Genomic DNA, 14,405 nt, shown 5'->3' on the forward strand with positions numbered 1-14,405 from the left:
CTGAACATCTCAATTGTATTGGAATGGTCATGGTGGTCAAACCTCTAATCCCTCCACCCGCATAGCGGGTGGTTTTTTGTTTCGCGCGTTTCACGCACTCAACTGGCTAAAGCCATAATAAGAGCACCTTCCAGAAGCATCTGGAAGGTGTTTTTTCATCTTTGCATTCCTCCGAGGAGGTGGTCATTTTTTGTCGAATTAGATCGAAAATTAAAACAATTGTATACCCATAATTTGTATGATACATTGAAGGATACTGGTATTGCAGATGAGAGAGAAGATAGATTCAGTCTTGAATCAGCTTAGGCTGTCCATTTGCGTAAGAAGGATGTAAAGAGAGGTCAGGTGAATTGATGAAAAGTGTACTAGTAAAAGCGACAGCCATGATCATGGTTATGGTGCTTTCTATCAGTATGACAGCGAATGCTGATGCAGCAACATCCAAGGCAGGCATGCAAGCTAAAGTGATCGATGGCCAAGTATATGTGAATACCAAAGACCTAGTGAAGATGTTTGGAGGCAGTGGGCAATACGATGCCAAGTCACAGACGTATACTTACAAGGGGAATACAGCTATTCCACATGTGATTGAGAAGGTGTCTCCTTCAGTGGTAGGGATCATCGGCAGAGCGACGGAAGGTAGTCAAGATGTGAAAGCAACCGACCGCTATAATTTGGCACACGGCACTGGCGTCATCATTCGTTCTAACGGATGGATTGTTACGAACGCCCATGTCATTGATGGCTTGGTCGATCCGGTGGTTGTAACGACGAACGGCAATACATATCCCATCACAGAATCATTCAGTGATCCATTAAGTGATCTTGCGCTGATCAAAATTAATGCCAAATCACTGAAGCCCGCAGTTCTCGCCAATGCTTCGCAAGCCGTTGTAGGTGAGACGGTTATTGCGATCGGTACGCCCATTTCCTTTTCATTACGTAATTCGGCAACGGTTGGTGTAATCAGTGGTTTGAATCGTGGAGTGGAAGCTTCCTACCGTTTAATTCAGACGGATACAGCCATTAATCCTGGGAATAGTGGAGGACCGCTGGTTAACTTGAAAGGGGAGGTCGTTGGCATCAACTCCATGAAATTCTCTGCCGTTGGCATTGAGAGCATGGGTTTTTCCATTCCGGTGGATACCGTGAACTATGTCATTAATCAGTTTTTCAAATATGGCACTGTCAAACGGGCCGCTCTGGGTTTACAGCTGGAAGAGAGTTGGTCGGCCATTGTAGGTTTGCCTGCAGACGAACCATTAACGGTTACGGGTGTACTGAGTCCAGAAGCGAAGAAAGCCAAGATTCAGGAAGGCGATGTCATCTACAGTGTGGCAGGCAAGCGTGTATCTTCAGTTGTGGATATTAATGAACAGCTAAAAGCCTACTTACCTGGACAAAAGGTGAAGCTATTGGTGCAAACGGATGGTGACATCGTTAACCGCACATTAGTCCTTGTCGATCGTGCTTCCCTTCAGCAGAACGAGCCAGATGAAATGCTTATGACAGATGAAGAGGATTAAAATTCGGCAAGTATCCCGAATCTAGAGAGGACGAATGAACGGAATGAAGAAGTCATGGTTACGCGTGCTGAGCACGGGTGTAATAGCAGGGATGTTACTGGTTGGCACAGCTACGCCAATGTGGGCATCCAATCTGACTACTCATGAGCTGCGGATCAAAGCAGGGAGTACGAGTGCTTTTATTAACGGTAAGAAACAAAATATTACGAAACCTCTTATCGTTAAAGGTACCACAATGATACCTGTCGGTGTGTTTAAAAAGGCATTCGGCAGTGAGATCCGGCTGGAGAAAAACGATGTGATCAAGATTAAGCAAGGGCCACATGTTGTAACGTTGACGATGGGCAGTTCGGTCGCCTGGGTGGATGGAGCGAAGGTGGAAATGGGCGCTGCGCCTCAGATGGTAAACGATGTGCTGATGGTCCCTCTTCGCCCAGTTGCTGTAGGGATTGGCGCTACACTTGCACCGAACAGTACGGGAGAGATCGTTATTCGATTACTGCAGAAGGACAGAGGGGCTGAAGATCATGGCACTATCGATCTGGACAAGGGTAAAACGCGCATTGGTAACAGTTATTATGGGTGGTCCATCCATTATCCTGCGGATCTTATCGTGCTGCAGTCCGGTGAACAGGAAAGAATGACGAGTTTTGGCGCTGCAGACGAAAGTTATTATCTCGAAGTGTATGTCAGCGATCAGAATGTAGCGCTGGATGCTGATGACTTGCTAACACAACTTGTGCAGCTGGCCAAACAGGCAGGAGACACGATACTTGATCGAGAAGCCGTATCCAAAGGCAACCAACCTTATGCACGAATTGTTGTGAAAGATACCGATGGTCTGTTATGGGAACTGCGCCAGTATATCCACGATGGTCGTCAGTATGATGTCTACTTAGCAGACTATGAAGCAATGAACTATAAGGATATGGGTAAACATGCGTCTTTACTCAACTCCTTTGAGCCAAGTTACTCGAAATCGGACCGAACCATCAAAGACCTCTCCACTGTAGAGGAAGGCATGCGTGCAGTATGGAACGAAGATTATGGTATTCAATTGAAGGTTCCAGCGGGCTGGTCCATGGATAATCAAAACATGGTATACAAAGATGAAAACGGAGCGTATTTACAGTTTCGGGTGACTTCAGCCAAGTCTGGCGCAACGGTAAAAGACTGGAGTGATCAGCTCGAAAATTGGATGCGTGAAACCTTCACCGCAGAGAATTATCAGCGAATAGGTTCGTTTACAACGGAAGTTTCGGGAGAAACTGCGGAAGTGAATGAATTCCGGTATAACTTCGGGGCTGGTTGGCAGACCGAGTTTGACGTTCTTTTGCAGAAAAACGGGTATCGCTACTACGCTGAGTATACGTTTCCTGAAGGACAAACGGCAGATCGGGCGTGGTTTGATCAGATCATGAAGAGCGTGGAGATTGACTTTGACACGGTGAAAGATAATTTTGGTCAAATGGACGAAGATCCATATCTAACAGACAAAAAGAAGACGATAACGCGTACATCCAAACGGTATCATTATAGCGTAGATATTCCGCGCTACTGGACACCTTACAGTGACCGTTTCGAAAGCTCGCCTGTGGTCTACACCTTCACGGGTGGGGACTTCTCGATCGCAGCAACAGAGGACAAGTCCATTGAGATGACCGTGAGTCAGCTGAGAGAGGCATATACAGAGGCAGCAAAAACACGAAAAGGTTTCAACCTGATTCGCAGTGAAGAATTGACCTTTGCGGGTGTGCCAGCCTTCTCCTTTACGTATCATGAAGTGGATAAGGGGGTTCCGTATACAGGAAGCCAGATTGTGTTTGAAAAAGATGGAACCACGTATACGATCACAAGTGGTCTAAACGATGCAAACCGCACACAAGTACAGGCAGAAATGCTGGAAAAAGCCGTGAACTCATTTACGTTTATCAAATAAAATGCGATATCCTGCCGGAGGTCTTGAGGACCTTCCGGTTTTTTTGCTGTGCGTAGGTAGATAATTGTGCCTGTTCAACGAAGGTGAATGCAGATTGGTAAATGCTAAAATTTAATGCACTGTCACCGATAATAATCGGTCAAAAAGGGTAAGCGGTTTTTTCAGGAAAGCGTAGAAGAGTCCGTGCAGAAGTGTTAAACTATATTAGTTCAGGAGTTGTTCCTGCTATTTGGAGAGATAGAGAGACTGTAGGCTTGAAATTCAGGCAATACAGCATAATGGATAGATATCGTGATACATGACGGTGGCCATGCAGAGTTATGAAACAAAGTACCAAGGGAAGAAAACCGGCTCAGGTCGGTATGGGGAGGATCTACATGAAAACAGCAACATTACGAAGAGAAGACGTTGAGCTTCTGGCACCTGCAGGGGATTGGGATTGCATGCGTTCGGCAGTAGCCAACGGTGCGGATGCCATTTTCTTCGGGGTCGAAAAGTTTAATGCAAGGGCGCGCGCGAACAATTTCCGTATGGACGAGCTGCCGGAGATTATGGCGTTTTTGCACAGTTATGGCGTAAAAGGGTTCTTGACCTTTAATATATTGATCTTTGAAAATGAACTGAAAGATGCGAAAGAACTGATTGATGCCTGCGTGGATGCGGGTGTGGATGCGGTAATTGTACAGGACATGGGTCTGGTCAAACTGATCCGTGAGATCTCACCAGATTTCCCGATTCACGGTTCCACGCAGATGACGATTACGTCACCTGAAGCGGTGGAGTTTACGAAGCCGTTTGATATGGAACGTGTCGTGCTCGGACGGGAGAACAATCTGAAGCAGATTCAGAAGATCGGTGAACAAGCGAAGTTGCCAATGGAAGTATTCGTGCATGGTGCACTCTGTGTATCCTATTCGGGTCAATGTCTGACCTCTGAGATGTGGGGCGGACGTTCTGCGAACCGGGGTGAATGTGCACAGGCTTGTCGTTTGCCTTATGATTTGATGGTCGATGGCGTTCAGCAACCGATGGGTGATGTGGCATATCTGTTGTCTCCGAAAGACCTGGCAGCCATTGACATCATGCCGGAATTAATTGAAGCGGGTGTGACGTCTTTCAAAATCGAAGGCCGTCTCAAAACGCCAGAATACGTAGCGAACGTGGTAAGTAAGTACCGTAAAGCGATTGACCGTTATTTTGACGGTGACGATACACGTGCAAGCAAGGAAGAGATTCGTGAGTTGCAGCAGAGCTTTTCGCGTGGCTTCACACATGGTTTCCTGGACGGCACGAACAACAAAAAACTGGTAGACGGTACGTTCCCGAAAAGCCGCGGCGTTTATCTTGGCCGTGTAGACCAAGTGCTTCGTGACGGGGTTGTGTTGAAACTGGACGCACCTGTGAAACGTGGAGACGGCATTGTGTTTGACGCCGGTGATCCAACGAAGAAAGAAGAAGGCGGACGGGTATACGATGTACGTCGTAAAGGTGTGAAGATCGAAGGCGAAGCTGGCGAAGGTTGGATCGTGGACATCGTGCCAGGTCGCAGTGATGTGGATCTGCGCCGCGTAAAAGTGGGCGATAAAGTCTGGAAAACGAATGACCCAGCGCTCGACAAACGGCTGCGCCAAAGCTTTGAGACCGATAAGCCATACCGTGTTTTCCCAGTTAAAGTGAAAGTCATCGGCAGCCCGGGCCAGCCGCTCAGCACGTGGTGGACCGACGTGCAGAAGGGAACAACCGTGCGCGTGGATTCGGAGATGGAACTGGACATTGCCCAGAAACGTCCGATGACCTATGAATTGCTCGAGGAGCAATTCGGACGTCTCGGTGGCACCGTGTTCCAGCTGGAGGAACTGGACGTCAACCTACACGGTGACGTCATCATCCCGATGCGCGAGTTGAACAACATTCGCCGTCAGGCGGTCGAACAACTCGCGGGCGAGCGCCCGAAACCGCCCGTCTACGTGAAACGGGCGGTGGACGTGTACGGCGATGCGGTACAACCGGCATCGCCAGTCGCTCGCGGTCAAGCGGAGCTGACCGCGCTCTGCCGTAGCCTGCCACAGGTGGAGGCAGCGCTGGAGGCTGGTGTCGGCATGATCTACGCCGACTTCGAATTCATCAAGCAGTTCCCGGCAGCGGTGGAAGCTGTACGCGCTGCAGGCCGCAAAATTGCGCTGGCTACGCCGCGTATTCATATGCCTGGCGAGAACGGCTATCACAACAACATCCTGCGTCTGGAGCCGGATGCGGTACTGGTGCGGAACACAGGTGCACTGTACTTCTATCTGCGTCACCGGATGATGAACCCGGACGCGAAGCATCCACAACTCATCGGTGACTTCTCCTTGAACATCGCCAATCACAAGGCAGTGGAGTTGTTCCTGGAGGCAGGCTGCGACTGGATTACACCATCATATGACTTGAACATTCAACAGATGGTTGATCTGCTCGGCAACTCCCGTACAAGTCAGACCGAAGTGGTTATTCATCAGCATCTGCCGATGTTCCACACCGAGCACTGTGTATACTGTACGTTTATGAGTGAAGGAACGGATTATACGAACTGTGGTCGTCCTTGTGAGGAAAAACGGGCATCTCTGCAAGACCGAATTGGTATGTCTCACCCCGTACGTGTGGATGAAGGCTGCCGTAACACCGTGTATAACGCGGTGGAGCAGTCGGGTGCGGAGTACCTGACCAACTTCATGGATCTGGGTGTATCCCGTTACCGGGTAGAGTTCCTGGAAGAGACACCAGAGCAAGTGAAGGAAGTTATTGATCTGTACAACCGTGCACTGCGTGGCGAGATCAGCGGTACACAAGTATGGAAAACACTGAAAGCAACGAACCAGCTGGGTGTTACACGTGGTCAACTGGTAAAATAGTAAGCAACAAGCCATATAAGTTGAACTATTTTTTACACAAAAACGGAGAGGACAGAAAAAACCTGAAAAAGCGAAGCGTTCGCCTTTATCACCGGATTTTCCCTTTTAAGAAAGGGAATCAAAAAAATCTGGGGATAACAGTGATTGGAAGGTTATTCTGTCATCGAAGTGCACGTGTAAACAACTGTGTTTCAACTTAATAAGCAACCCCAATCTCTGCTTTACGGAGCTCTTGGGGTTTTTTCTATAATCGAGGCATCGGTACTCAAGGAGGTGTGAAGCGTGGCTCCATTTACGATGATGGATATTAAATTGCTGTGCGGAGTCACGGCATTTAAACGTGGCCAAGAATATCAACAGTCAGGAAGGATTGGCAAGCTGGCTGTGAGTGAGGACGGTCGTCACTATACAGCCGTTGTCCGAGGGACAGAAAGCTACGAGGTCACAGTGGATCTGGATGACGAGGGAGAGATTGAAGCGCACTGCAATTGTCCCTCATACGGTAACTACTATGATTATTGCAAACATATCGCGGCTGTTTTGCTTGCTATTCACGAACGTGTGGACATACCGGGGCCATCCGGTACCAACGGGATGACATCAAAAGTAGGTACATTAGTCGAGGAGCAGACGTGGGAGCGGCCGTATTCAACCTTAACTTCAACGTCATCTTTTCCCGTATCCTCACTTCCGTCATCACCCACGTCTTCAACTCATTTATCCCCAACAGCAGATGAGAGCGAGAAGATTAATGCTGAATCAACGAATTCCTCATATGCGAGCATGACTCATTCATCGTCTGCACGTGGGTCGCAGCCACAGCATCAAGAGCAGTTACAGCAGTCGCAGAATCCGGAACAACTGGAGGATCTACAGCCGCCAGGGCAGCCTGAACAGAAACAGCCGGATGAGTCACAGCAGCCAAAGCAGCGGAACCCCGAACCATCTCCTTTTGCTCAGGCAGGTCGTCCGAGTTCAGCGTCAGGATGGGGTCGCTCCGCAGATAAGCCGTCTTATCGCACAGCAGATCAGATTTTGTCCATGTTTGCCAAGGATCGCCGATTGTCACATGAACGGGAGCAACAATACACAGCACCTGCCCGTCGCTCCATCCTGCGGGAGGAACTACAGGTACAGTTTATATGTAAGCTGGTGCATGTGCACAAGGGTGGAGCCAAGCTGGCACTTGAATTGAAAGTAGGCAACAAACGACTCTATGTCGTGCAGAAGGTCAAGCAATTTCTGAACTGTGTGGAGAAGGGCGAGCCGATGTCGTTCACGAAGCTGTTTCATTATGATCCGTTGCTGCATGTGTTTCGTGCGCAAGATCAAGCGATCTTGTCGATGCTCATTCGCATGAGACAGAGTGAAGAAGCATACCGTGAGTCGATCTCCGGGTATTTGGGTGCTTCGGACGGGCGAGATATTCTGATTGCTCCAATCGTTTGGAAGCCACTGCTGGAGCTGCTGTTACAGGCAGATAGTCGAATGGAAGGCACGGGACTGGCCAATGGGCCGCTTACGCTCAGTGAAGGGGCTTTGCCTTTATTTTACCGGATCGCAGAAGGGGCTAATGAAGGGTATCAGCTGGAGGTGTCGGGACTGCGCGAATTGATTCTGCTTCCGGCGTATGATGCTGCGGTCGTCGAAGGTCAGCTCTATATGCTGGAACCGATGCAGATGAGAAGTCTGGAGGATCTAAACAGCGCGCTTACCTCTTATGGCATTAAAGAGAGCATCGATATTTCATCACAGCAGGTGGATGAGTTCGTACAGCATGTCGTACCTGAACTACGGACGCTGGGGCATCTGTCTATTGATTCCCGTGTGCGCGAGCAAATTGCTGAACCCGAGTTGTCACCGAAGCTCTACATCGATTTTTACCGGGAACGCATTACGGCGCGTCTGGAATTTGATTACGGGGTGATGGTGATCAATCCTCTGGCGGAGTATCTGATTAACGAGGAAGAGAAGAAAGTCATCTTGATTCGTGACCGCTTCAAAGAACAGAATCTCATCGAGAGGCTGGATCGCTCTTTCCTGGAGCGAGAGGGCAGTGTCTGGGCAAGCGAACGTGAGGATGCGATCTATGATGTGTTATACCATCTGTTGCCCGAGCTGGAGAAGCTGGCCGATATCTACATGCCGAATGCGGTGAAAGCGATGATGCCAACGTATCCGGTACCGCCAAAGGTTCGCGCTGATTTAGGCAGAGGGCTAGACTGGTTGGAGATTTCCTTTGAGATGGAAGGGGTAGATGAACAGGAGTTGCAGGAACTGATGCGCAGCATTGTGGAAAAGAAAGCTTTCTTCCGCCTGCGAAGCGGTGTCTTCCTGTCATTGGAACATGAAGGCGCCAGCAGCTTCGCTCGAATGGCTGACGCGCTTGGGTTAGAAGCGAAGGACATCCATAGCAGCCACATTCGGTTGCCTGCTGTAAGAGCTTTGCAGCTCCCTGGCAGAGATGAGGTTTCCGGCCATGTGAAATGGGGAGGCTCGCTCAAACGTTTCCTGGATGATCTGCGTGACCCCGACCGGATGGACTTTCCGTTGCCGCAGACGCTGGGACCCGTCTTGCGGGATTACCAGGCAAGCGGGTATCAGTGGCTTCGCACCCTTGCCCATTACCGATTTGGAGGTATCCTGGCTGATGATATGGGACTGGGGAAAACGCTGCAAAGCATCGCCTATATTACGGCATCGCTACAAGAGAAGCCCATATACGAGCCTGATCAGGTACGTGCAGGTGCAGACCAGATGCTATTCGGCTCTTCGGATGCTGAGACAGACAGTAAGAACTGGAACAGCTTATTTATGGATGAGCATACACAATCAAATGCCGCCCATACCTCCGGAAACCCTGATGACGGTTGGCACACCTCTCATCAAGAGGGGCTGACTATTCGTACGCGAATGACGCACCCGCCGGTACTGGTCGTTGCGCCTGCTTCATTGACGTACAACTGGGCGAGTGAGTTTGCGAGATTTGCTCCGCATCTAAACGTATTTATTGTAGCAGGACAAAAGGACGAACGTGCCAGCATGCTGGCTGATATGGACAAGGCGGACGTGATTGTGACATCGTACCCGCTGCTGCGCCGGGATCTGGATACGTATCTGGGCCGAACTTTCCATACTCTCATTCTGGACGAGGCACAGGCGATCAAAAATGCATCTTCCCAGACGGCGCAGGCAGTCAAACAGATTCAGGCGCCTCGGCGATTTGCTCTGACAGGTACACCCGTGGAGAATTCACTAGACGAACTGTGGTCTATCTTTGAAGCGGTATTCCCGGGATTGTTCCCGAGTTACCGAAGGTTTCGTGATCTGCCAGCAGAACGTATATCGCGCATGGTGCGTCCGTTTATCCTCCGTCGTCTGAAGAAAGACGTACTGGAAGAGCTACCGGATCGCATTGAGACGGTCCAGCGCTCTGAGCTGACAGTTGAACAGAAGAAGCTGTATGCAGCTTACCTCTCTCAACTTCAGGATGAAACCTCTAAGGATATGGAGGACAATGGTTTCCAGAAAAATCGGATTAAAATCTTGGCTGGTATTACCCGCTTGCGTCAGTTGTGTTGTCACCCGGCTCTTTTTGTGGATGGGTATCAGGGCGATTCCGGGAAAATGGAACAGTTACTCCAGACCGTTCAAGACTGTCTGGCTGCCGGTAAACGAATCCTGATCTTCTCCCAGTTCGCAAGTATGCTGGGTCTCATTCGTCAAACTCTTGCTGCACAGGGAAACAACCTGTTCTACTTGGATGGGCAGACCCCTGCACAGAGTCGTGTAGACATGTGCCGTAGATTTAACGAGGGTGAAGCGGAGCTGTTCCTCATCTCGCTCAAGGCTGGCGGAACCGGGCTAAATCTGACCGGAGCAGACACGGTTATTTTGTATGATCTGTGGTGGAACCCCGCAGTAGAGGAGCAAGCCATTGGACGGGCGCATCGGATGGGGCAGAAACAAGTAGTTCAAGTCATTCGCCTTGTCACCGAGGGCACCATTGAAGAGAAGATTTTGGAGCTGCAGCAGCGGAAAAAGGATTTGATTGCCGAGGTAATTGAACCTGGCGACGGAGGATCAACGACATTATCCGAGCAGGATATTCGTGAGTTGTTGATGGTGTAATCGAATTAGAGGGTGGTACAATTTCATTATTGTATCACCCTATTTTTTTATTGTAAAAACGATTAGAGAAGGTAACGTTCAGAACCTTGTTTATCTGTTATACTTACTCTAAATTAATATTTATTAATACATAAGAGTGGGATTGGTTTGGATTTGGAAGATAATGAACAGGAACCCTCCTTGTATTGCTTGCATTATATCTATTAAATCTTAATCTTTAGTTGCTGTTACTAGACAGAATAAGGAGAGTTATAACATGCAGATTCGTAAAGCAATTATCCCTGCCGCTGGCTTGGGAACCCGATTTTTGCCTGCTACCAAGGCCATGCCAAAAGAAATGCTTCCGATCGTGGATAAACCAACCATTCAATATATTATTGAGGAAGCTGTAGCCTCCGGGATTGAAGATATTATTATCGTTACAGGGAAAGGGAAACGGGCTATTGAGGACCATTTTGATTATTCCTTTGAACTTGAACAGAATCTGACAGATAAACAGAAGTGGGAACTACTGAAGGAAGTGCGCAAACCTTCCGAGATGGCAGACATTCATTATATCCGGCAAAAGGAACCTAAAGGACTTGGTCACGCCATCTGGTGTGCACGTAAGTTCATTGGTAACGAACCGTTTGCCGTCCTGCTTGGGGACGACATTGTGGAAGCAGATCAACCATGCTTGCAGCAGATGATTAAAGTCTATGACGAATTGCAATCCCCCATTGTTGGTGTACAGCCTGTCGATTGGAATGACGTATCTCGTTACGGTATTGTAGATGGAGAGCTGCTAACACGTACAGATGAGCGTGTCTTCCGTGCTCGTCGTTTAATTGAGAAGCCAAAGACGGAGGATTCACCTTCCAATCTGGCTATTATGGGTCGATATATTCTTACCCCTGACATTTTCGAAATTTTGGGTCAACAATCTGTTGGGGTAGGCGGAGAGATTCAGCTGACTGATGCCTTATCCCGTCTGAATGAACAGCGTCAGATTCTGGCGTATCATTTTGATGGTTTGCGACATGATGTGGGTGAGAAATTAGGGTTTATTGAAACGTCCATCCATTATGCGCTGCAACGGCCGGATTTGAGGGAAGATCTACTGAAGTATTTGAAGAGTATTGTCAAAACAGACTAATCCCTTGATTTATATGTGAATTATTGATTTATTCATTCAATCATTCATTCATGCAATCCTTCACTTAATTTTTAATTCTTGAATTTTGTAATATATCTATTCGTTCAGCGGTCTTTTTTACATTTCGAACGATGTTCTGATAATGAATATCCGTTACAGGTTAGACGAAAAAAGGTTTGCCTCATGAGGCAAACCTTTTTAATATGATCACAAAAGCGTATGCGTATGTGAATGAGTTTACGAACAAATTAGAAATTGAGTTCCGCCACTTTTTTAATCTCGTCTGCCTCATCAGGTGAGACAGCAATCAGCTTATTATACAGAGCTTCATCTTGTTGATTATCCTTCATAAGTGAAGCCAGGTACCAACGAGCAATTTCACGATTAGTCGCATCGGTCAGGTCATCGGCAATTCCGTTTTTAAGTATTCCGGCAGCTCCCGAAGGATCGCTTGACATATACTTCATTTTCCCCGCGTTGAGAATCATGGTTGGGGTGACTTCAAAAGGCTGGCCTTGAAGTTGACCTTCGGGTAGCGTTTTAAGATGCTCTACTCCGTCTACGACATGCTGATATGCGGCTAGGCCTGAAGAAAAATACGATTCTTTCTTAGCTGTATCGCCTTGACCAATGCCTTGATACCCTAAGTCAAATGAGCGACTGATAAATTGTTCATACCAGGCCATATCCCAGATGTAATGATCAGCATATTCTTTTCGTAAAGCATAAGCTTGGTCAACCTCGCCTTTCAATTCGTACAGGTCAATCATTTGTTTCACGATAGCTTTATTATAAGGTTCCGCTTTAAGCCCTCGCTGAAGCAAATCCATGGCTGCCGTGTAGAATTGATCATCTTGGGTTTGCGTATAACCTTGCTGATAGAGTGACGCCAGCATTACTAATGAATCAAAGTGTGTGCTACGAATAGATAGGTCTTTTTCCAGTGGAGCTTTGAGTTGCTGGAAATCCTGACTGTTTTGAGCAACTACTTTGCCTTCATTAGCATAATGATCGGCCTGCAGGAATCGAATAGAAATGATTAGAAGTACAATAATAGCTATCCCGGCAACCGTATTGTAAACTCCGCGTGCAGCAGCTGCACTCATTTTCAAGCGGCGATTCGGTTTAGGCTCGATTGCAGCAGCCATACCTCCAAGACCGAGGAACACTAACAGGCCGATGAACACATAACTCATGTTGAAGTCGAGGAGACTCAACACAAGGATGGACATAGAAAGAATGAAGTAGACGAAATGGGATTCGCGCTCATCTTCATTCCTTCTGACATATGAGCTTATATATTGATAGAAAACATAAAGTATAAATGCCATAAATACGATGAATCCAATGAGGCCAACCTCCACTAGGTATTGCATGAAGAAGTTATGTGCCTGGGCACTCACATAAGGATTATTCTGATACTTTTCGTATAACGCTGTCCACGCACCACCGCCTGCACCAATTACAGGATAGTCAGCGAATAGTTTCGTGGCATCTTTGTAGAACGTAATACGTTCGAGCACACTGTGCTGCTGAAAGTTGATATTCTCAAGTCGTGTACTGATACTGTCTGGCAAGATGTTACGCAAGCCTGTACCGAGCAGAAGTACAGCTAAAACAGCAATCAGAACAATAGAGCCTAGTGGGATCCATGCACTGGATGCTTTTCGAGATGACCAGGATTGAAGTTTGCCTTCAAGCTTAGGGGCTACAAAGCGCTGGATAACCCAGCACAACATAGCGACAACAAGCGAGACGCCAATTAGGATAGCCCAACTTTTGGCTGCAAGAGAACTTGTGAATTGCTTTTGCAATTCAAGCCCTGCGGTATTAATTGGATTTAGTACTAACAGAGTACCAATCGCTGAAATCCCGCTATAGATAAACCATAGAATTTGTTTGGCTGGCTTAAGCAAGAGCAACAGAATAACAAATACAACAGGAAGCATAACTAGTCCTGTACGCGAAAGCGTAAGTAGCAACGATAAAACAATAGGTACAAGCATGAAGCCGTGTAGCAGTTGTACATATACCTTTTTGGTGCGAATCATGCTAAAGATCGAAATGAACAGAAATGCCATTAGAAATGCGGCATATGTATTGGGATACTGAAACACGGACGCAAGCCGAGCCCCGTTGGCATCATTCCAGATGGCCTGATTATACACCCCGTTGACTACACCCGAAGAGAACCATCCCACCAGTTTACCTGCAAAACTAAAGGCCCCAAGCCAGTTCAATAAACCAAAACCGACAATAACATATGCAATTCCTATTAAAGAAGATTGTATGATATGATTGATTTTGTTGTTTTGAAGCATGTACATCGTCATCACAAAAATCATGGCATAAATACACTGGATGAGTACCATATTAGTAGCCAAATATCCTGATGCGGCATTAATAAGTGATAGTACATAGGTAAGAGGAAGCATTATTACGGCTAATTTGAGCCAATCTTGCTGTGTTTCTAACCTCATCTGTTTAAAGTAGATTGCCACCCATACTATAAATAGGAGGGTTGTGATAGCAACAGCCCAATAAATGGGTGCCTCAAATTGCAGCAATTGACCATTAAATAGCGCAACTTGGAACGCGGACCAGAGTAAAAATAAGATAAGCCCTATGGACAATGACCATAGGAGCGTCGATGCCGAATTGGCCGTAGCTTTACTCGACGTTTTCTTTTGTTTCCCGTATACTGGATTCGACAAGGTTTGATTCTCCTTTGCTTGTAGATACGACATTATTTTAGCATATGTGAGGGAAGTGAGCTAGAAGAG

General features: G+C 47.4%; 6 protein-coding genes. 5 read left to right on the forward strand and 1 reads right to left on the reverse strand.

Annotated features, from left to right (window positions below):
• Window positions 1-353 precede the first annotated feature (353 nt).
• From PQG66_RS24815 to galU, 5 genes are all read left to right on the forward strand, one after another.
• Window positions 354-1,526 carry a S1C family serine protease gene (locus PQG66_RS24815; protein ID WP_272040528.1) on the forward strand — a complete coding sequence of 391 codons (1,173 nt, stop codon included), beginning with the start codon at window positions 354-356 and terminating at the stop codon, window positions 1,524-1,526.
• Between the two features lie 43 nt (window positions 1,527-1,569).
• Window positions 1,570-3,465 (forward strand): stalk domain-containing protein, encoded by a 1,896-nt coding sequence (locus PQG66_RS24820; RefSeq protein WP_272040529.1) that lies wholly within the window; start codon window positions 1,570-1,572, stop codon window positions 3,463-3,465.
• Window positions 3,466-3,842: 377 nt separating this feature from the next.
• A complete protein-coding gene (locus tag PQG66_RS24825; RefSeq protein ID WP_272040530.1) occupies window positions 3,843-6,356 on the forward strand; it encodes a U32 family peptidase in 2,514 nt (837 codons plus the stop codon).
• A 282-nt stretch (window positions 6,357-6,638) separates the two neighbouring features.
• Window positions 6,639-10,487 (forward strand): DEAD/DEAH box helicase, encoded by a 3,849-nt coding sequence (locus PQG66_RS24830; protein WP_272040531.1) that lies wholly within the window; start codon window positions 6,639-6,641, stop codon window positions 10,485-10,487.
• A 256-nt stretch (window positions 10,488-10,743) separates the two neighbouring features.
• Complete coding sequence (gene galU, locus PQG66_RS24835) at window positions 10,744-11,622, forward strand: UTP--glucose-1-phosphate uridylyltransferase GalU (RefSeq protein WP_272040532.1); 879 nt, start codon at window positions 10,744-10,746, stop codon at window positions 11,620-11,622.
• 248 nt (window positions 11,623-11,870) lie between these two features.
• Here galU and PQG66_RS24840 read toward each other — a convergent pair whose 3' ends face one another.
• Window positions 11,871-14,336, reverse strand: coding sequence for an O-antigen ligase family protein (locus tag PQG66_RS24840; RefSeq protein ID WP_272040533.1), 2,466 nt, complete (start codon window positions 14,334-14,336; stop codon window positions 11,871-11,873).
• Window positions 14,337-14,405 lie beyond the last annotated feature (69 nt).

It is taken from the genome of Paenibacillus sp. JJ-100, assembly GCF_948329825.1.
Classification (GTDB): Bacteria; Bacillota; Bacilli; order Paenibacillales; family Paenibacillaceae; genus Paenibacillus.